This is a genomic window from Citrobacter sp. RHBSTW-00944, assembly GCF_013615435.1.
GTDB classification, from domain to species: Bacteria; Pseudomonadota; Gammaproteobacteria; order Enterobacterales; family Enterobacteriaceae; genus Citrobacter; species Citrobacter braakii.
The window spans coordinates 1,295,065-1,316,403 of sequence record NZ_CP055418.1 but is presented as its reverse complement, the minus strand read 5'-3'; the positions used below and the strand labels follow the sequence as shown (position 1 = coordinate 1,316,403).

Genomic DNA, 21,339 nt, shown 5'->3' with positions numbered 1-21,339 from the left:
TGTGCGCGCAGAAAGCGGAACGTACATGCAGTACGTGAGCATTTCGAGCCCACCCCGACGCCAAAAAGGCAAATTAGGTAGCCCGATATATTTATCTACCAGGGAAGCCTGGCGGCATCATACCCTTCATGCCACGCATCATCTTCGCCATACCGCCTTTCTTCATTTTCTTCATCATGCGCTGCATGTCGTCGAACTGTTTCAGAAGGCGGTTTACGTCCTGTACCTGCATACCGCAGCCGGCAGCAATACGGCGTTTACGGGAACCTTTGATGATTTCCGGCTTAGCGCGTTCTTTCATCGTCATCGAGTTGATGATGGCTTCCATACGCACCAGCACTTTATCGTCCATCTGCGATTTCACGTTGTCTGGGATCTGCCCCATGCCCGGCAGCTTGCCCATCAGGCTTGCCATGCCGCCCATTTTTTTCATCTGGTTGAGCTGCTCAAGGAAATCGTTGAGATCGAAGCCGTCGCCTTTTTTCAGCTTGCTGGCTAATTTCTCTGCCTGCGCGCGGTCAACCTTGCTTTCGATATCTTCGATCAGCGACAGCACGTCACCCATGCCGAGAATACGCGAAGCAATACGATCCGGGTGGAACGGCTCCAGCGCTTCGGTTTTCTCGCCGACGCCGAGGAATTTAATCGGCTTGCCGGTGATATGACGAATAGAGAGCGCCGCACCACCACGAGCATCACCATCAACTTTGGTCAGCACGACACCGGTTAACGGCAGCGCTTCGTTGAAGGCTTTTGCGGTATTCGCGGCATCCTGACCGGTCATGGCATCGACCACAAACAGCGTTTCAACCGGCTTGATAGAAGCGTGGACCTGTTTGATTTCGTCCATCATCGCTTCATCAACGTGCAGGCGACCAGCGGTATCCACCAGCAGCACGTCGTAGAATTTGAGTTTGGCTTCTTTCAGCGCGGCGTTAACGATATCGACCGGCTTCTGGCCGACATCCGACGGGAAGAAGTCCACACCGACCTGCTCGGCCAGCGTTTCCAGCTGTTTTATCGCCGCCGGGCGATAAACGTCCGCGGAGACCACCAGCACTTTCTTCTTGTGCTTCTCACGCAGGAATTTCCCCAGCTTACCGACGCTGGTCGTTTTACCCGCCCCCTGCAGACCAGCCATCAGCACAACGGCTGGCGGCTGTGCAGCCAGATTCAGGGTCTGGTTTTCTTCGCCCATTGCCGCAACCAGTTCGTTACGGACAATCTTGACGAACTCCTGACCCGGCGTCAGGCTTTTGTTAACTTCATGACCAACCGCTTTCTCTTTTACGCGATTGATAAACTCACGCACTACCGGCAGCGCTACGTCAGCCTCCAGCAGCGCCATGCGCACTTCGCGCAGCGTCTCTTTAACGTTGTCTTCAGTAAGGCGTCCACGGCCACTGATATTGCGCAGCGTGCGCGACAAACGATCGGTTAAATTATCAAACATTGTCTCTCGCCTGGGGTGGAAACGGTCGGTCGCGACAGCGACACATCAACAGAAATTTGTCGCAGTATAACATGAAGCCGCCTTTGTTGTTATGCAACGGTTGGAGCAGCGGTCACGTAACGCTATACTGCTTTTCTTTATCACTGGCCAACTGTCGACACCTATATGCCCGTTTTTGCTCTGCTCGCCCTTGTCGCCTACTCAGTCAGCCTCGCGCTGATTATTCCCGCTCTGCTGCAAAAAAACAGCGGCTGGCGGCGTATGGCTATTCTCTCTGCGGTCGTCGCGCTGGTAAGTCATGCTATCGCCCTGGAAGCGCGAATTCTGCCCGGCGGTGAAAGCGGACAAAACCTGAGTCTGTTGAACGTCGGCTCACTGGTTAGCCTGATGATCTGTACGGTAATGACTATCGTCGCTTCCCGCAATCGTGGCTGGCTATTGCTGCCCATTGTCTACGCCTTTGCGCTGATCAACCTGGCCTTCGCCACGTTTATGCCGAACGAGTTCATCACCCATCTCGAAGCTACGCCGGGCATGATGATTCACATCGGGCTATCGCTATTCGCTTACGCCACGCTGATTATCGCCGCACTGTATGCGCTGCAACTGGCATGGATTGACTACCAGTTGAAAAACAAAAAACTGGCCTTCAGCAATGAGATGCCGCCGCTAATGAGTATTGAGCGGAAAATGTTTCATATCACCCAAATTGGCGTGGTTCTGCTGACGCTCACCCTGTGCACTGGCCTGTTTTACATGCATAACCTGTTCAGTACCGAGAACATTGATAAAGCCGTTCTCTCTATCGTGGCATGGTTTGTCTATATCGTTCTGTTGTGGGGGCATTACCATGAAGGCTGGCGCGGACGTCGCGTCGTATGGTTTAACGTCGCAGGCGCAGGCATTCTAACGCTGGCCTATTTCGGCAGTCGTATCCTGCAGCAGTTCGTGAGTTAAATCTTTAAGGAACCCTACGTGGAACACATCTCCACCACCACGCTCATTATCACGCTTCTCATCATGGTGGTCATTTCCGCCTATTTTTCCGGTTCTGAAACCGGAATGATGACCCTGAATCGCTATCGTCTACGTCATCGGGCCAAGCAGGGAAATCGTCAGGCAAAACGCGTTGAAAAGCTACTTCGTAAGCCGGACCGCCTGATAAGCCTGGTGCTCATCGGTAATAATCTGGTGAATATTCTGGCCTCCGCGCTCGGCACCATTGTCGGTATGCGCCTGTATGGCGATGCGGGTGTCGCCATTGCCACTGGGGTACTGACGTTTGTCGTGCTGGTTTTTGCCGAAGTACTGCCCAAGACTATTGCTGCGCTGTATCCAGAAAAAGTCGCCTATCCGAGCAGTGTACTGCTGGCTCCACTGCAGATTCTGATGATGCCGTTGGTGTGGCTACTCAACACCATCACGCGGCTACTTATGCGCATGATGGGCATCAAAACGGATATCGTGGTGAGCGGTTCGCTGAGTAAAGATGAACTGCGAACGCTGGTGAATGAATCGCGCTCGCAAATTTCACGCCGTAACCAGGATATGCTGCTGTCAGTGCTGGATCTGGAAAAAGTCAGCGTCGATGACATCATGATCCCGCGTAACGAAATCATCGGCATTGATATTAACGATGACTGGAAGTCAATCGTGCGTCAGCTTTCGCACTCTCCACATGGCCGTATTGTGCTGTACCGCGACTCGCTGGACGACGCCATCAGTATGCTGCGCGTACGTGAAGCCTGGCGATTGATGGCAGAGAAAAAAGAGTTCACCAAAGAGACCATGTTACGTGCCGCCGACGAAATTTATTACGTCCCGGAAGGTACGCCTCTCAGCACCCAGCTCATTAAGTTTCAGCGAAACAAGAAGAAAGTGGGTCTGGTTGTTAATGAATATGGCGATATTCAGGGGCTGGTCACGGTCGAAGATATTCTGGAAGAGATTGTCGGCGACTTCACCACCTCAATGTCACCCACGCTTGCCGAAGAGGTAACGCCGCAGAATGATGGCTCGGTGATCATTGACGGCAGCGCCAACGTTCGTGAAATCAATAAGGCGTTTAACTGGCACCTGCCGGAAGATGACGCACGTACCGTGAATGGTATTATTCTTGAAGCGCTGGAAGAGATCCCGGTTGCCGGCACGCGTGTGCGCATTGGACAGTACGATATCGATATTCTCGACGTGCAGGACAATATGATTAAACAGGTGCAGGTATTGCCGGTCAAACCGCTACGGGAAAGCGTGTCGGACCAGTGAGAGTAATTCAGGCCGGGTAGCGCGTGAGCATTACCCGGCCTGAAGGCTGATTAGCCTTTGGCTTTCGCCACAGAGACCATCGCGGCGCGGATGGTACGTCCGTTCAGGGTATAGCCTTTCTGCATTACCATCAGCACATTACCGGCAGCAACGTCGTCAGACTCTACCATTGCAATTGCCTGGTGCACGTTCGGGTCCATCGGCACATCGATATCCGCAACCACCTGTACACCAAACTTTGCCACGACATCCAGCATTGACTTACGGGTCAGCTCAATACCTTCAACCATCGCCGCCATAGCGTCATTATCTTTATCCGCAACTTCCAGCGCGCGGTCCAGGCTATCCAGCACCGGCAGCAGTTCGTTGACGAATTTTTCCAGCGCAAACTTATGCGCTTTTTCTACGTCCAGTTCGGTACGACGACGCAGGTTTTCCATTTCCGCTTTGATACGCAACACGCTGTCGCGCTCGCGAGTTTCGGCCTCAGCAAGCTGAGCTTCCAGATTCGCAATTTTTTCATCGCGCGGATCCACCTGCTCAGCAGAAGCGTCTGATTCAACCGCCTCAACTTCTTCGTGCTGATCCATGATAATTTCTTCCGGGGCTTGTCCCTCAGGCGTTTTCTGTTCTTTACTACTCATGAATTTCTCCGCGTTTTTTTCGCATTCATCTCGCTAACTTGGCTTATTATGGGGATCAGATTCAGGGATTCAAGGGAAGTACTCACATTGTCACTAATCTTCGTTACAAGGACCTCGAGAAAATGAACAAACATTTCAAGTGTATTGGCATTGTGGGGCATCCACGTCACCCCACTGCACTGACCACACATGAAATGCTCTACCGTTGGCTGTGCACCAAAGGTTATGAGGTTATCGTTGAGCAACAAATCGCCCACGAACTGCAGCTGAAAAATGTGAAAACCGGTACGCTCGCAGAAATTGGCCAACAGGCAGACCTCGCCGTGGTAGTCGGCGGCGACGGCAATATGCTGGGCGCCGCACGCACCCTGGCACGTTATGACATCAAGGTTATTGGCATTAACCGCGGCAACCTCGGTTTTTTGACCGACCTTGACCCAGACAATGCCCAGCAACAGTTAGCTGACGTGCTGGAAGGCCACTACATCAGCGAAAAGCGCTTTTTACTCGAAGCTCAGGTGTGTCAACAGGATTGCCAGAAGCGCATTAGCACTGCCATCAATGAAGTTGTGCTGCACCCCGGGAAAGTGGCGCACATGATTGAATTTGAAGTCTATATCGATGAAATTTTTGCCTTCTCCCAACGTTCAGATGGGCTGATTATCTCGACGCCGACCGGCTCTACCGCCTACTCGCTCTCTGCCGGAGGCCCAATTCTGACGCCTTCTCTGGATGCCATTACGCTGGTACCCATGTTTCCGCATACGCTTTCCGCGCGACCGCTGGTGATCAACAGTAGCAGCACCATTCGCCTGCGCTTTTCTCATCGCCGTAACGATCTGGAGATCAGCTGTGACAGCCAAATCGCCCTACCTATACAGGAAGGTGAAGACGTATTGATTCGCCGCTGTGATTATCATCTGAACCTGATACATCCAAAAGATTACAGCTATTTCAACACATTAAGCACTAAGCTTGGTTGGTCAAAAAAATTATTCTAATTTAACGCTAACCTCTTTACTGTATAAAAAACCAGTTTATACTGTATGAAATCACAGTTATGGTTTTTCATACAGGAAAACAGCTATGTTGGCACAACTGACCATCAGCAATTTTGCTATCGTTCGTGAACTTGAGATCGATTTCCAGAACGGAATGACCGTTATCACCGGTGAGACCGGTGCGGGTAAGTCCATTGCCATTGATGCTCTCGGTTTGTGTCTGGGCGGACGCGCAGACGCAGACATGGTGCGTGCAGGCGCCATGCGAGCCGACCTCTGCGCCCGTTTTGCCTTAAAAGATACCCCCGCAGCCCTGCGCTGGCTGGAAGAGAACCAGCTTGAGGAAGGCCGTGAGTGTTTGCTGCGTCGCGTTATCAGCTGCGATGGCCGCTCCCGTGGGTTTATTAACGGAACCGCCGTTCCGTTATCGCAGTTGCGCGAGCTGGGCCAGTTACTTATTCAAATCCATGGCCAGCATGCGCATCAGCTCCTGACAAAATCAGAACACCAAAAATCCCTGCTTGATGGTTACGCCAATGAAGCGTCTCTGACCCAGGAAATGGCTGCACGATACCAGCTGTGGCACCAAAGTTGTCGTGACCTGGCGCATCATCAGCAACAAAGCCTGGAACGCGCAGCCCGGGCGGAATTGTTGCAATACCAGTTAAAGGAACTGAACGAATTCAATCCGCAGCCGGGTGAGTTTGAGCAAATTGATGAAGAGTACAAGCGCCTGGCTAACAGTGGGCAATTGCTCACCACCAGCCAACAGGCACTGGCTATCCTGGCTGATGGTGAAGACATCAATCTGCAAAGCCAACTGTACACCGCAAAACACCTGGTCACTGAACTGGCAGGCATGGACGGCAAACTTTCAGGTATTCTGGATATGCTGGAAGAGGCCACCATCCAGCTCAGCGAAGCCAGCGACGAGCTGCGCCACTATTGCGATCGTCTGGATTTAGACCCTAACCGCTTGTTCGAACTCGAACAGCGTATCTCCAGGCAAATCTCGTTGGCACGTAAGCATCATGTTGCCCCTGAAGTGCTGCCACAGTTCTATCAGTCGTTGCTGGATGAACAACAGCAACTGGACGATCAGGCCGACTCGCTCGAAACCTTAACCCTGGCGGTGAACAATCACCACCTGCAGGCGCTGGAAACGGCAAAAATGCTGCACCAACAGCGTCAGCATTATGCGCAGGAACTGGGACAACTTATTACAGAGAGCATGCATGCTCTCTCGATGCCGCACGGTGTCTTTTGCATTGATGTGAAATTTGAGGAGCATCATCTGAGCGCAGACGGTGCCGATCGCGTGGAGTTTAAAGTGACCACTAACCCAGGTCAGCCGTTACAGCCAATTGCGAAAGTCGCTTCTGGCGGGGAACTGTCACGTATTGCGCTGGCTATTCAGGTCATTACAGCACGTAAGATGGAAACGCCTGCGCTAATTTTCGATGAGGTGGATGTTGGTATCAGCGGCCCGACGGCTGCGGTAGTGGGTAAAATGTTGCGACAGTTGGGCGAGTCAACGCAGGTAATGTGTGTTACTCACCTGCCGCAGGTTGCGGGCTGTGGTCATCAACATTTCTATGTCAGCAAAGAAACAGATGGCGCGATGACGGAAACACACATGCAGCCGCTTGATAAACGCGCTCGCCTGCAGGAATTAGCCCGTCTACTTGGCGGTAGCGAAGTGACGCGCAATACCCTCGCAAATGCAAAAGAACTGCTGGCGGCATAAACTTTTTTACCTTGTGAAGGTCTGAGTTCAACATAAAATCGCCGACCGACCCGACAGCAAAAGGTTTTAAAGTGGTGAAAGGTCTATTATCATCGGCATATTACATATGAGCCGCGTACTGCTCGGGCCCGAAAAGGAATCAAATCACTATGCGCTGTAAAACGCTGACTGCTGCTGCAGCAGTACTACTGATGTTGACTGCAGGCTGTTCCACTCTGGAGCGAGTGGTTTACCGCCCTGACATCAACCAGGGAAATTATCTGACACCTACCGATGTCGCTAAAGTGCGCACGGGTATGACGCAACAGCAGGTTGCTTATGCTCTGGGTACACCAATGATGTCCGATCCTTTTGGCACTAACACCTGGTTTTATGTGTTCCGTCAGCAACCTGGACATGAAGGCGTAACCCAGCAAACGCTGACGCTGACCTTTAACAGCAGCGGCGTATTGACCAACATTGATAACAAACCCGCTTTGACCGATAACAAGTAGGTTTGAGAGATCAAAAAAAGGTGCTCAATGAGCACCTTTTTTATTGTTTGTTACTTTTTAGCGGATTTCTCTGCTCGCTGTCTGCGCAGCTCTTTTGGGTCAGCAATCAGTGGCCGGTAAATTTCCACCCGATCGCCGTCATGCAGAACATCAGCAAGCTTTACCGGACGGCTGTAGATACCCACTTTATTTTTACTGAGATCGATATCGGTACGTAATTCCAGCAGCCCGGAAGCGCGGATAGCCTCTTCCACCGTTGCGCCCTGCTGCAGCGTTACGCGCTGTAAATACTGTTTCTCGGGTAGCGCGTACGCCACTTCAACGACAATTTTAGCCGACGCTGACACTGTAAACCTCTTTCGCGCGAACCGTGAAGGCCTGCACCATATTTGAAGCCAGTTCTTTAAAGATACGGCCAAACGCCAGCTCGATTAACTTATTGGTGAACTCAAAATCAAGGTGGAATTCAATACGACACGCTTCATGACTCAGTGGCGTAAACTTCCAGCCGCCAATCAGCTTCTTGAACGGCCCATCGACCAGATGCATCAGAATGCTCTGATTACTGGTCAGTTGATTGCGCGTGGTGAACGTTTTGCTGATCCCTGCTTTCGAGACATCCACAGCGGCCGTCATTTGTCCCGGAGTCGACTCCAGTACGCGGCTACCGGTGCAACCCGGCAAAAACTGAGGATAGGACTTAACATCATTCACTAGCTGATACATCTGTTCCGCACTGTAGGGTACTAAAGCGGTCCGGCTAATCTGAGGCATAACAATTCCCATCAATATCAATCACACAAATAATACCATTTATCACCCGCTAAAAAAAACGCTATAGCCTAACTCGTGCTAAGATAGCGCCTTGCGCCCCGCTGGATGAAATGGGGTGTTTTTCGATTCCAGATTACCTATACTGAGCGGCATTATGACGAAGAAAAAAGCACACAAACCTGGCTCAGCCACAATCGCGCTAAACAAGCGCGCACGACACGAATACTTTATTGAAGAAGAGTTCGAAGCAGGACTCGCCCTGCAAGGTTGGGAAGTCAAATCCCTGCGCGCGGGTAAAGCCAACATCGGCGACAGCTATGTCATACTCAAAGACGGCGAAGCGTTCCTGTTTGGCGCCAACTTCACGCCAATGGCGGTGGCCTCAACACACGTGGTATGCGACCCCACTCGGACCCGTAAACTGTTGTTAAACCAGCGTGAACTCGACTCCCTGTATGGTCGTATGAATCGTGATGGTTATACCGTCGTTGCGCTTTCGTTGTACTGGAAGAATGCCTGGTGCAAAGTGAAAATTGGCGTTGCGAAAGGTAAGAAACAGCACGACAAGCGCTCTGATGTGAAAGAACGCGAATGGCAGTTAGATAAAGCGCGTATCATGAAAAATGCTGGCCGCTAAACGCTACTCCCCTGTGACCAGTCTCCCCTCCTGAGACTGGTTCTTATTTTTTAGTTATCGAAACCCACACAATACATTCACCGCGTTTATAGTTTATTTATGCTGAATCGGGTAATGACTCCAACTTATTGATAGTGTTTTATGTTCAGATAATGCCCGATGACTTTGTCATGCAGCTCCACCGATTTTGAGAACGACAGCGACTTCCGTCCCAGCCGTGCCAGGTGCTGCCTCAGATTCAGGTTATGCCGCTCAATTCGCTGCGTATATCGCTTGCTGATTACGTGCAGCTTTCCCTTCAGGCGGGATTCATACAGCGGCCAGCCATCCGTCATCCATATCACCACGTCAAAGGGTGACAGCAGGCTCATAAGACGCCCCAGCGTCGCCATAGTGCGTTCACCGAATACGTGCGCAACAACCGTCTTCCGGAGCCTGTCATACGCGTAAAACAGCCAGCGCTGGCGCGATTTAGCCCCGACGTATCCCCACTGTTCGTCCATTTCCGCGCAGACGATGACGTCACTGCCCGGCTGTATGCGCGAGGTTACCGACTGCGGCCTGAGTTTTTTAAATGGCGGAAAATCGTGTTGAGGCCAACGCCCATAATGCGGGCGGTTGCCCGGCATCCAACGCCATTCATGGCCATATCAATGATTTTCTGGTGCGTACCGGGTTGAGAAGCGGTGTAAGTGAACTGCAGTTGCCATGTTTTACGGCAGTGAGAGCAGAGATAGCGCTGATGTCCGGCAGTGCTTTTGCCGTTACGCACCACCCCGTCAGTAGCTGAACAGGAGGGACAGCTGATAGAAACAGAAGCCACTGGAGCACCTCAAAAACACCATCATACACTAAATCAGTAAGTTGGCAGCATCACCCAATGAAATTACATGTGTAAATTCATCTTTATGATGAACGGAGCCCCTGTCTGCTCATTTTCCCAGCGCGCTGTTGCGGATTAATACTCCCGGCATGCCATCAGGAGTGAACATATGCGTCTACTCGCCGTTGTATCAAAATTAACAGGCGTTTCCACAAATGTTGAAGCCTCTGAAGTTACGCTCTGTTCACCTTCTATCGTGAAACTGTCTGTGTCGCGTGAGGAGGTGAGTCAACTCACGCGCGTTAATCAGGATCTGGTTGTCACACTCCGCTCAGGTGAAACCATCACTATTAAAAATTTCTACCTCGGAAAAGGTGAAGCGCAAAACCAACTTGTTCTGGAGGACAGTAATGGCGCACTGTGGTGGGTTCAGGATACTGACGGAGCATTCCATTTCCAGCACCTGGACGATCTCACACCGCTGATGACGGCCGAAGGCAGTCATGAAGGCGGCGCCGTCTGGCCGTGGGTTCTTGGCGGGATCGCTGTCGCTGGCGGGATTGGCCTCGCTGCGGGTGGTGGTGGTGGCGGCGGTGGGAGCGATAATAACGCTGGGAACGGTAATGCCGGGAACGGGAACGGCAATGGTAGCGGCGGCAATGGCAACGGCGGCAACGGCGGCAACGGCGAAGGTAACGGTAACGGTAACGGTAATGGTGACGGTGACGGTGACGGCGGCACACCGCCAACGACAACCCCTAACAGGCCTGACGTACCCGTTATCACCAGCATAATCGATAACCAGGAGCTGATTACTGGCCCTGTCAATCAGCAGGAATCCACCAACGATAATACGCCGACACTCCAGGGCACCGGCCCCGCGAATGCCACATTACATATTTTTGATAACGGCGTCGAAATAGGCCAGGTCACAATCGATGCCAACGGCAACTGGTCGTTTACGCCATCCTCTCCTCTGGCAGACGGCACACACCAGTTTACCGTCAGCGCTTCAAACGGTGCTGGCAGCAGCGGCATGTCGGACAGTTGGGAAATTATTGTCGATTCGCTTGCCCCCGACGCCCCCGTGGTCACTCAGGAAACCGACAATGTCGGTTCCATTACCGGCTTTATCGCCAATAACGGCGTAACCGACGATGCCACGCCGACGCTCACTGGTACAGGCGAAGTAGGTAGTTTCATCAGCATTTCTGATAACGGCATTCTGATCGGCATGGCCCGGGTGGATGACAATGGGAACTGGACATTTACACCGGACATTCCGCTCAGCGATGGTGTTCACAATCTGACGCTGACGCAAACTGACGCCGCGGGTAACGTGAGCGCGGAAACGCGCGTGCCGACATTCACCGTTGATACCACCCCGCCTGCAGCCGCAGTCATTTCCTCCGTTAATCCGGAAGGTACAACGGTAACCGGTAGCGCTGAGGCGGGAAGCCTGGTCATTATCATCGGCAGTAATAATCAGGTTTTGGGTTCAACAACGGTCGGTCAAACCGGCAATTTCGTCATCGCGATTTCGCCCTCACAGACGCACGGTGAAGCGCTGATCGCGAAAATTCAGGACCCAGCAGGCAACATCGGGCCAGATACCTCTTTCAATGCCACCAACTCTGGCTACCCGGGCGTGCCCGTTATCGTCAGCATAATGGATGATTTTGCACCCTCAACCGGACCATTGAGCAATAATCAGGCCACCAATGATAATACCCCCACGCTCTCTGGCACTGCCGACGCCAACAGCACGGTGACTATTTACGACAACGGCACAATTATCGACAGCGTACTGGCTGACGGTAACGGTAACTGGACATGGACTTCCAGCTCCCCGTTATCAGATGAGCTACACGCCTTCAGCGCCACCGCGACAAACCAGTCAGGTACAGGAGGCATGTCACCAGCGTTCAATATCAACATCGACACCCAGCCACCGTCGCCACCTGATGATCTCAACGTATCTGCGGATGGGACTGTCGTCACCGGAACGACCGAACCAGGCAATACCGTGGTTATCACCGGCAGTGGCGGAACTCAGATCGGCAGCGGCGTCGCCGGAACGGACGGCTCATTTACCATCACCATTAACCCACCACAGACCAATGGCGAAACCATTGAAGCCATCGCAACCGATCCGGCAGGAAACCCAAGCCTGCCAGAAACGGCGCTTGCACCAGACATTACCGCGCCACAGCCCCCAACAAACCTGCTAGTTAATGGCACTGGCGACCAGGTCACCGGCAAGGCCGAACCCAACAGTACGGTCAATATTCTGGATCCAGATGGCAATATCATTGGTACGGCAACTGCCGATACGGATGGGGATTTCACCGCAACGCTGGTTCCGCCGCAAACCAACGGCGAGCCCCTTACGGCAAATGCGACCGACACCGCAGGCAACAAGGGCGACGACGCCTCTGTCACCGCACCGGACACCACGGCACCTGATGCGCCAACCGGCGTCACCGTCGCCGGAGACGGCGGTTCTGTAAGCGGACATGCTGAAGCGGGAAGCACCGTCACCGTTAAAGACAGCAACGGTAACCCGATTGGCATAGGCCAGGCTGACAGCGGCGGTAATTTCACCGTGTCTATAGCGCCGTCGCAAAAGAACGGCGAAACGGTAAACGTCACCGCAACGGACAGCAGCAATAACGAGAGTCAGCCTACCTCCGCGTTGGCTCCGGATATCACTGCACCAAACCAGCCAGTTATTATTGCCGTTACTGATGATGTTGACGATTTCACTGGCCCCATCAATAACAATGCGTTAACCAACGACGATAAACCGAAAATTGAAGGCATCGCCGAAGCAGGTTCGCGGGTCAAAATTTATGATAATGGCACCCTGCTTGCGACCGTTAACGCTGATAACAACGGTAACTGGAACTATACGCCCACCGCAGCACTAAGCCAGGGCGCGCACGTATTTACGGTGACGGCAACAGACGCTGCCAACAACACCAGCAGCGCCGCCAGTTGGAAAATTATTGTCGATAGCATCGCCCCAACCGTTCCAGTAATAACGTTGGTTAACGATGATGTTGGCAGCATTACGGGCAACGTTGCAAATAACGGTTGGGTCACCAACGACAATACGCCAACTCTCTCGGGTACCGGTGAACCAGGTTCACTGGTGAGCCTGTACGATGGCAGTCTGTTGATGACGGTTATTCTTGTCGACAGTTCGGGCACCTGGAGCTATACCGTTCCGGGAAATCAGGTGCTCAGCGACCGCACTCATCAGTTTACGGTATCGGCAACCGATGCTGCCGGTAATGTCATCACCTCACCCACAGTGATCAGCGTTACCGTAGATACTCAACCGCCAGGCGATCCTGTCATTTTGGCTGCCACCGACGACGTTGGGAATGCGCCGATCGATCTGCCTTCCGGAAGCCGTTCAAACGATACCTTACCAGAGCTGAAAGGAACCGGAATAGCCGGTTCTACAATTACCCTCTATGAGGGTTCCACGCCAATTGGCAGCACAACGGTTTTACCCGCCGGCACCTGGAGTATTCAACTCAGCCAACCGCTCAGTGAAGGCGCACACAATTTATCTGCTATCGCCACGGACGCTGCAGGCAACGCCAGCAATGCAGGGAACTTTACGCTGACGATTGATACCACCCCACCAGTTGCCCCGGTTATCAGCTCTGCAGAAGGTCTGATTGGGACAAATCTACAAACGCTGAATAACGGCAGCAGTACCAAGAGCTCGAATCCCGAACTCTCCGGAATCGGCGAGCCCGGCCCGAAGATTACGATTTATGATAATGGCGGTTCTATTGGCACCGTCACCGTACAGCCAGACGGCACCTGGACATTTACCCCAACCTCACTCGCCGACGGGCCGCATAAATTTACCGCCACGGCGACTGACGTCGCGGGCAACACGGGGATCCCGTCGGCAAGCTTTACTCTGACAGTAGACAATACGCCTCCCGCACAACCAGCCGCGCCAATCATTACCGACGATGTGGCTCCGGTAACGGGTGTGGTCACTAATGGCAACACCAATGACACCACGCCAACCTTTAGCGGCACGGGGAACGTCGGGGATCTGATTACCCTCTATCTTGCCGGTACTCCCCCATTGCAGGGAACAACAACAGTAGGTGCAGACGGTACCTGGAGCTTCACTCCGTCAGCACCGGTTGCTCCTGGTAGTTATCAGGTAACTCTCACCGCAACCGATCCAGCAGGCAACGTCAGCCTGCCATCTAACGCCATAACACTGAACATCGACACGACGCCGTCTGCACCACCGGTGATCATCGCCGCCAACGATAATGTCGGTGATGTCACGGGCGACCTTGCGCCAGATGCCGTGACTGATGACACCACACCAACCATTCGCGGTACTGGCACAGACGGGGATACCATCACCCTGTATAACGGGGGGACGGTAATCGGTACTACAACGGTGGCTGGCGGAACCTGGAGTATTACGCCAGGGACTGCGCTGGCGAACGGAAGCTACACGTTAAGCGCCACCGCAACCGATCCGGCAGGTAACATCAGCGACAATTCAACCAGCATTTCGTTTACGGTTAACAACACGAAGCTGACGTTGCCGCAGGTAACGGATATTCAGGATAACGTTGGAATCTTTACCGGTTCGCTAACCAGTGGCAGCGTCACGGACGATACCACCCCGACCATTAGCGGGACCGGCACACCTGGCAGTACGGTGTTAATTTTCGATGGCAATAATCCCGTCGCAATTGCTACGGCTACGGTTGCTGCTAACGGCACCTGGAGTGTGGATGTACCCCTCACGCCGAACGTCACTCACTCACTGACGTTCGGTGCAGTGGATGCCGCAGGTAACTCACTGGCTGCAGATAACCCGCTGACGTTGATTGTCGATACCCAGCCGCCTGCAACGCCTACGGTTACCAGCGTAGATCCTAACGGGACGCTGGTAAGCGGTACGGCCGATGCTGGCAGCACCGTGATTATTCGCAGCGGTAACACCATTCTCGGCCAGGGGATGGCAGACGGTTCTGGTAACTTTGCTGTCACCATTTCGCCAGCGCAAACAACCGGTCAGGCGCTCAACGCCATCGCTCAGGACCCCGCCGGAAATCAAAGCGATCCGACAACGTTTAACGCCGCTACCTCCAGCGTTCCGCATCCACCGACTCTTGAGATCGTTGATGACATCGCGCCCATCATGGGGGTGATTGGCAACGGTAAAACCACCAACGACACCTTACCGCTGCTGCAAGGGACGGCCACTGCTGGGGCATCGGTGACTATCTATCAAAATGGCGCATCCATCGCCACGGTAACCGCCGATGCCGTGTCTGGCGCATGGAGTTATCAGCTACCCACTGCGCTGACTAACGGCATAACCTATAACTTCACGGTTTCACAAACGGTGGACGGTACCCCAAGTGGTCTGTCGCCCAACTACGCAATCACCATCGACACCACGCCCCCGCAGGTGCCAACTATCACCAGCATTATTGACGATATTGCCCCTGGCACCGGATCGTTGGATAAAGGGCAAATTACCAACGATTCACGCCCGACGTTTAACGGAACCGGCGAAGCGGGGGCAACCATCACCCTTTACGATAATGGCATCGCTTATGCCACTACCACGGTAAACAGCAACGGATTCTGGAGTTTTACCCCGACCGCTCCGCTGGGAGAAGGCGACCATATCTTTACCGCTCGCGCAACAGATGCCGCAGGCAACCAGGGAGATCCATCCGGTGATTTCCAGATCATTGTCGATACCCTGGTGCCGAATGCCCCCTCTATTGTGACAGTCACGGACAACGTTGGTGCGATTCAGACCCTGACCTCCGGGCAGTTGACCAACGATAATACTCCAACGCTTGCTGGCGTTACCGAGGCGGATTCGATTGTTACCATCCGCGATAACGGGGCGGTCATCGGCACAACCATCAGCGATGAAAACGGCAACTGGAGCTTTACGCCTGCGCCTGCCCTCGGTGAAGGCAGCCACTCGCTGACTGCCACTGTCACAGATGGCGCGGGCAATATCAGCCCGGCAACGCCGCCGTTTGTGGTTGTCGTCGACACGCTGCCGCCAGCGGCACCGACCATTACCTCCGTAATTGACGATCAGCCCGGCAATACAACACTGACCAACGGACAACTGACAAACGATGCGCAGCCTACGCTGAACGGCAAAGGCGAGATCGGTACCATCATCACGATCCGTGATAACGGCGTCGCCATCGGTACAGCGCAGGTGGACGAGTCAGGCAACTGGCGCTTCACACCGGATGCACCGCTGGGACAGGGACAACATATATTCACCACCGTTGCCACCGATCAGGCAGGTAACTCCGGCGGAGTATCATCATCGTTTACTATTGAGCTGGACTCAGTTGCCCCGTCAATCCCGGTCATCAGCTCAGTTCAGGACAGCACCGCACCGACAACAGGCCCGATAACCAACGGGCAGACCACGAATGAATCCCGTCCGGCCCTGAGCGGCACCGGTGAAATTGGCGCGACCATAACCGTCCTGAGCGATGGTCAGCCCATCGGCACCACCACCGTTGGGGCAAACGGCACCTGGAGCTTAACCCCAACGGATGCACTCAGTAACGGCCCGCATACGCTGACCGTCACCGCCACCGACAGCGCCGGTAATACCAGCCAGCCATCCAATAGCTTCACGCTTATCGTGGATACCGTGTTGCCTGGTACGCCAGCGATTACTCAGGTTGCAGATGATGTCGGCCCGCTGATCGGTAATCTGAACAACGGTCAGGCCACGAACGATCCACTCCCGACGCTTAGCGGCACGGCTGAAGCCAATTCCACGGTAAGAGTTTACGATAACGGATCGTTTATCGGCTTTACCTCAGCGGATGGCACGGGCGCCTGGAGCTTCACGCCAGGAACCGAGCTTGGCAACGGTAACCACGCGCTGACAGTGACAGCCACCGACGCTGCCGGAAACGTCAGCCTCACGTCCGCTGGATTTAACATCGTTGTTGATACCGTCGCCCCGCTTGCGCCAACGATTATCCAGGCTTTTGATGACGTGCTACCGGGAACCGGAACGCTGTCGAGCGGGGCCTTTACCAACGACACCCGTCCCGTACTCAACGGCTCAGCGGAAGCCGGTGCCCGAGTAGCCATCTACGATAATGGCACGCTGCTGGCAACGGTAACTGCGGCGATAGACGGCACCTGGGAATATCTGCCTGCCGCGCTGGGTAACGGTCAGCATGTGTTTACCGCTATCGCCACCGATGCCGCCGGAAACGTAAGTCCCACCTCCGGCGGGTTTATTATTAATGTCGACACCATTGCGCCATCCGCCCCGCTGCTGGTCTCAGTGGTGGATGATATCGCAGGCGGCGTGTTCAATGCGGCGCTCAACAACGGACAACTGACCAACGATGCGCGCCCGACGCTGAACGGTACCGCCGAGGCAGGCAGCACCGTCAACATCTATGATGGAAGCACCCTGCTGGGTACGGCGCTGGTGCAAAGTAATAACAGTTGGTCGTTTACCCCAACTACGCCGCTGACGAATGGATCGCACACCTTCACCGTCACCGCGACAGATGCGGCGGGCAACACCAGCAGTGCGACGGCAGGCTTTAGCGTGGTGGTCGACACCACAGCGCCGACGCAGCCTTCAATCAGCAGCATTATTGACGACGTCGGGCCAAACACCGGGGCGATTGGCACTAATCAGCCAACCAACGACGCACGCCCAACGTTAAACGGCACCACAGAAGCCAACGCGCGGGTAGATATTTACGATAACGGCAGCTTTGTCATCAGCGTGACGGCGGACGGCAGCGGTAACTGGAGTTACACCCCAACCACCGCGCTGGCACAAGGTACCCACTCCTTTACCATCACCGCAACGGACAGTGCGGGTAATACCAGTGGCATATCGTCTGCGGCAGCGATCGTGGTCGATACCGTCGCCCCGGGTATTCCTACAGGGCTGGCGGTAAACGCCAACGGTACCACGCTCACCGGCGTTGCCGAGCCAAACAGCACGGTCATTATTACCTCCAGCGGTGGAACGGTGCTCGGCACGGCAACCGCCAACGCCTCCGGTAATTTCACCTTCACGCTGAACCCACCGCAAATCAGTGGGCAAACGCTGCAGGTCAGCGCCCAGGATGCCGCAGGCAACATTGGCACGGCGGGTAACGTTCTGGCACCGTTTACTGGCGTACCGCCTGCGCCGGTTATTGCCAGCGTACTTGATGACGTCGGTACGATCACGGGGCCCGTCGCCCCCGGTAAAACAACCAATGATACGCTGCCAACGCTCAGCGGAACGGCGCAGGCTAACACCATCGTCAGCCTGTACAACAACGGCGTGCTAATGGGCACCACGACCGCAGACGGTAACGGGATCTGGAGCTTTACCCCATCCGGGGCGCTCAGCGAAGGTAACCACGCGTTTACCGCCACTGCAACAAACGCCAACGGCGCAAGCGGGTTGTCCAGCTCGTTCAGCGTGATTGTGGACACCACGCCACCGACCGCGCCAACGATACTGATCAGCGCCGATGGCGGCACCGTCAGCGGCGTCGCCGAAGCGGGAAGCACGGTCACTATCTCCCTGCCCGGCGGCACCAGCGTGACGGCAATCGCCAACAGCAGCGGTGTCTACAGCGTCAACCTGCCGGTTCGCCAGATTGAAGGTCAGTCGCTGTCCGCCACAGCGACCGATGCGGCGGGCAATACCTCATCGCCGACAAGCGCTATCGCACCGGTATTACCGCTGCTGGCTGAAGACAATGTCACCAGTCTGCCGCTGCAAACCGATGTCATCGTCAGCACCGATCATCAAAGCGATTATGGTTTCCTGCTGGTTAATGCGTTGGGGAATGTCGCCAACGTGCTGGGGAACGATACGGCAAGCGTTAATTTCAGCATCGCTTCTGGCGGCAGCGGGTCCATTACGATCAATGCCGCCGCGACCGGCGTGGTGCTGTCGCTGTTAAACACGCTGGAGATCGTCATCCAACGCTTTGACACCTCGCTGAATGCCTGGGTAACGGTGGTGGATACCGGTAAATCAGACTTTGCCAGCTTGCTCACCCTGGGCGCCTCGGGCGTAACGCTCAATTACGGCGGGCTGACTGGCGGTGATTACCGCGTGGTCAGTTACAACACCAACCTGCTGGCGACCGGGGCATACACCAGCCTTGATGTCTCGGTGGTAAAAGCCAGCGCAGGGACCATCATCGGCGGTACCACGGAATCCGGGAACATCATCACGGATACCGATCCCGCCAACGGGCAGGATAATGCGCCTTCCGGCACGTTGGTCACCTCCATCACCGACGGTAACGGCAACGTCGTGAATATCCCGGCGGGCGGCATTGATGTGCAGGGGAAATACGGCATCCTGCATATCAATCAGAACGGTAGCTACACCTATACCCTGACCAATACGTCAATCTCGGTGTATGGGCGCTCCGAAAGCTTCACCTACACGCTGACGCATGGCAGCGATCACTCCTCGGCAAAACTGGTGGTAACGCTCGGTCAGGCTCCAACCACCAGCACGGTAACCGCGGCAGACGATGCAGCAGTGCTGACTTACGGAACGCAGGTCATCGCGGTTGACCACTTGCCATCACAACAAACCGGCTTCACGCTCGCCAGCGTCGGACTCGGCAATGTGCTGGACGTCAGTCTGGTCAACGGTCTGACTAACCCGATTAAGTTCAACGTTGACGATGGCGCAACCCGCACGCTGACCGTACAGGCGAATGTTCTCGGCGTGACGCTTGGCGGCTTCGATCTCTATGTTTATCGCTTCAACGAGTCAATTCAGCAGTATGAGCAGTACCGGGTACAGCCAAACTGGGTCACTGCCCTACTGGGCGGAAGTTCGTCAGCGTATACCATTACGCTACCGGGTGGCGATTATCTGTTCCTGCTTAACGCTTCCGGCGGCCTGACGCTGCTGACCAGCTATACCCTGAATATTCAGGCGGATCACACCTACGCCGTCGACAGCCTGAGTGCGACAACCAATGGCAATCTGCTGGTCAACGACTCGGCTCCGGCCAATACCGTTATCACCGAAGTAAACGGTATCGTCGTTAACGGGACGGGCACAACCACTATTAATGGGCAGTACGGCACGCTGACTATCGATGCGAAGGGGAACTACACCTACACGCTAAGAAGCGGACTGGGTGCAGACGGTATCAACACCCCGGACAGCTTCGTGTATAAGGTCAGAGCACCAAACGGCGATACCGGCAGCGCCTCGCTGAATATCAAACCAACGCCGCAGCCGCTGGACGCCGTAAATGACGTCAGCAGCACAATGGCGGTAAGTACCGTTCAGGATTCTGCTGCATACGGAAGCGGCGCGCTGGGAACAGCGACAATTCCGACGCTTGGGAACAAAGCAACCGGTACAGGTTCGTTTGATATCGCGACAAATGACGTACTGAAAAGCGCCACGCTCAACTTCAACATCGGCACGCTTATCACCGTCGGTACGCTGGGCATTGCCTGGACAATCACCGGTCCCGACGGATTCTCGCTTTCTGGCTCTGTACCCGCCAGTTCCATCAGCCTGTTAGGCAGTTCAATTGCCATCTCGCTGGGTAATGCCGAGCTGGCCGCAGGCCATTACAACATCAGCTTCACCGGAACAATGGGAGGACTAGCAGTTGGCAACGTCAGCATTACGCCAAACGTCACGGGCACGACATGGCACCTCAATACCTATGACGTTAACGCCACCACGGTGAATGGCAATATTTTTGATGGCAGTGATGCCGCCGGCGCGCACGATCAGCTCTCAACCGTCCATACCCAGCTCACCGTCACCGGCTTTAACGGCAGTACTGCCACCCTCAATCCGGCCAGCAGCGCCAGTAGCGCAATAATTCAGGGTCATTATGGATCACTGACCATGAACCTGGATGGCTCATACATCTACACGCTGAAGCCGGGTGCAACCGTAGCATCGATCACCAGCAAAGAGACCTTTACCTATACGCTTAACGACCAAAACGGGCATACGGACACCGCTACGCTGACCATCAATATGAATCCGCAGATGGTAAGCACCGCACAGCATGAGGTGATCACCGGATCGGTCTACGGCGATACGCTGATTTATCACCTGCTCAACGCCAACGACGCTACCGGCGGCAACATTAGCAATGGCGCTACCGACAACTGGACTAACTTCTCGCTGGCCCAGGGTGACAAAATCGATATCGGCGACCTGCTGGTGGGCTGGAACGGGCAGAACGCTACGCTCGGCAACTACCTCACCGTGACCACCAGCGGTAACAACACGGTGATTGCTATCGACCGCGACGGTACGGGCAACACTTATCACTCAACCAATCTCATAACGCTGGAGAACGTACACACCACGCTCGATGAGCTGGTGCAACAAAATCACATTGTGCCCTGAAGCTAACGCATAACGTTAAAGCGCCATAACTACAGCCCCGGATGCCATGACGTCCGGG

Annotated in this window: 12 protein-coding genes; 7 read left to right on the top strand and 5 right to left on the bottom strand. The window is 54.5% G+C overall.

Annotated elements, in window-relative coordinates; translation table 11 throughout:
• Positions 1-91: 91 nt before the first annotated feature.
• A complete protein-coding gene (gene ffh / locus HV334_RS06195) occupies positions 92-1,453 on the bottom strand; it encodes a signal recognition particle protein (protein WP_181221291.1) in 1,362 nt (453 codons plus the stop codon).
• 165 nt (positions 1,454-1,618) lie between these two features.
• Between ffh and HV334_RS06190 the strand changes: the two genes are divergently transcribed.
• Positions 1,619-2,410, top strand: coding sequence for an inner membrane protein YpjD (locus tag HV334_RS06190; RefSeq protein ID WP_003031224.1), 792 nt, complete (start codon positions 1,619-1,621; stop codon positions 2,408-2,410).
• Between the two features lie 18 nt (positions 2,411-2,428).
• Positions 2,429-3,718 (top strand): HlyC/CorC family transporter, encoded by a 1,290-nt coding sequence (locus tag HV334_RS06185; protein WP_008785520.1) that lies wholly within the window; start codon positions 2,429-2,431, stop codon positions 3,716-3,718.
• A 50-nt stretch (positions 3,719-3,768) separates the two neighbouring features.
• Here HV334_RS06185 and grpE read toward each other — a convergent pair whose 3' ends face one another.
• On the bottom strand, positions 3,769-4,362 hold the full coding sequence (grpE, locus tag HV334_RS06180; protein WP_003031221.1) for a nucleotide exchange factor GrpE: 594 nt from the start codon (positions 4,360-4,362) through the stop codon (positions 3,769-3,771).
• Between the two features lie 122 nt (positions 4,363-4,484).
• Between grpE and nadK the strand changes: the two genes are divergently transcribed.
• From nadK to bamE, 3 genes are all read left to right on the top strand, one after another.
• The gene (gene nadK, locus HV334_RS06175; RefSeq protein ID WP_016154073.1) at positions 4,485-5,363 is read left to right on the top strand and encodes an NAD(+) kinase; all 879 of its coding nucleotides are present in this window, start codon (positions 4,485-4,487) and stop codon (positions 5,361-5,363) included.
• Positions 5,364-5,448: 85 nt separating this feature from the next.
• Positions 5,449-7,110 carry a DNA repair protein RecN gene (gene recN / locus HV334_RS06170; protein ID WP_181221290.1) on the top strand — a complete coding sequence of 554 codons (1,662 nt, stop codon included), beginning with the start codon at positions 5,449-5,451 and terminating at the stop codon, positions 7,108-7,110.
• A gap of 149 nt (positions 7,111-7,259) precedes the next feature.
• The gene (bamE, locus tag HV334_RS06165; RefSeq protein WP_003826401.1) at positions 7,260-7,604 is read left to right on the top strand and encodes an outer membrane protein assembly factor BamE; all 345 of its coding nucleotides are present in this window, start codon (positions 7,260-7,262) and stop codon (positions 7,602-7,604) included.
• A gap of 50 nt (positions 7,605-7,654) precedes the next feature.
• On the opposite strand, the gene HV334_RS06160 is transcribed toward bamE, so the two are convergent.
• Positions 7,655-7,951 (bottom strand): RnfH family protein, encoded by a 297-nt coding sequence (locus tag HV334_RS06160; RefSeq protein ID WP_003839823.1) that lies wholly within the window; start codon positions 7,949-7,951, stop codon positions 7,655-7,657.
• Positions 7,935-8,378, bottom strand: a complete 444-nt coding sequence (gene ratA, locus HV334_RS06155) for a type II toxin-antitoxin system toxin RatA (protein WP_003031213.1) — start codon at positions 8,376-8,378, stop codon at positions 7,935-7,937. The genes HV334_RS06160 and ratA overlap by 17 nt, the downstream gene beginning before the upstream one ends.
• Before the next feature lie 154 nt (positions 8,379-8,532).
• On the opposite strand from ratA, the gene smpB reads away from it, so the two are divergent.
• The gene (gene smpB, locus HV334_RS06150) at positions 8,533-9,015 is read left to right on the top strand and encodes an SsrA-binding protein SmpB (RefSeq protein ID WP_003031211.1); all 483 of its coding nucleotides are present in this window, start codon (positions 8,533-8,535) and stop codon (positions 9,013-9,015) included.
• A gap of 125 nt (positions 9,016-9,140) precedes the next feature.
• Here the strand turns inward: smpB and HV334_RS06145 are convergent.
• Positions 9,141-9,838 (bottom strand): IS1-like element IS1B family transposase gene (locus tag HV334_RS06145; protein ID WP_095033700.1). Its coding sequence is split into 2 segments (ribosomal slippage): positions 9,141-9,589 and positions 9,589-9,838, totalling 699 coding nucleotides; the frame shifts between segments, so codons are not numbered across the junction.
• A 169-nt stretch (positions 9,839-10,007) separates the two neighbouring features.
• Here HV334_RS06145 and HV334_RS06140 point away from each other — a divergent pair.
• Entirely contained in the window at positions 10,008-21,281 is an 11,274-nt protein-coding gene (locus HV334_RS06140) for a BapA/Bap/LapF family large adhesin (protein WP_181221289.1), read from the top strand.
• Positions 21,282-21,339: the final 58 nt, after the last annotated feature.

Bases quoted from the DNA above. Each gene is read 5' to 3' on its own strand.
- ffh (WP_181221291.1), bottom strand. From the start codon at position 1,453: ATGTTTGATAATTTAACCGATCGTTTGTCGCGCACGCTGCGCAATATC.
- HV334_RS06190 (WP_003031224.1), top strand. From the start codon at position 1,619: ATGCCCGTTTTTGCTCTGCTCGCCCTTGTCGCCTACTCAGTCAGCCTC.
- grpE (WP_003031221.1), bottom strand. From the start codon at position 4,362: ATGAGTAGTAAAGAACAGAAAACGCCTGAGGGACAAGCCCCGGAAGAA.
- nadK (WP_016154073.1), top strand. From the start codon at position 4,485: ATGAACAAACATTTCAAGTGTATTGGCATTGTGGGGCATCCACGTCAC.
- recN (WP_181221290.1), top strand. From the start codon at position 5,449: ATGTTGGCACAACTGACCATCAGCAATTTTGCTATCGTTCGTGAACTT.
- bamE (WP_003826401.1), top strand. From the start codon at position 7,260: ATGCGCTGTAAAACGCTGACTGCTGCTGCAGCAGTACTACTGATGTTG.
- ratA (WP_003031213.1), bottom strand. From the start codon at position 8,378: ATGCCTCAGATTAGCCGGACCGCTTTAGTACCCTACAGTGCGGAACAG.
- smpB (WP_003031211.1), top strand. From the start codon at position 8,533: ATGACGAAGAAAAAAGCACACAAACCTGGCTCAGCCACAATCGCGCTA.
- HV334_RS06140 (WP_181221289.1), top strand. From the start codon at position 10,008: ATGCGTCTACTCGCCGTTGTATCAAAATTAACAGGCGTTTCCACAAAT.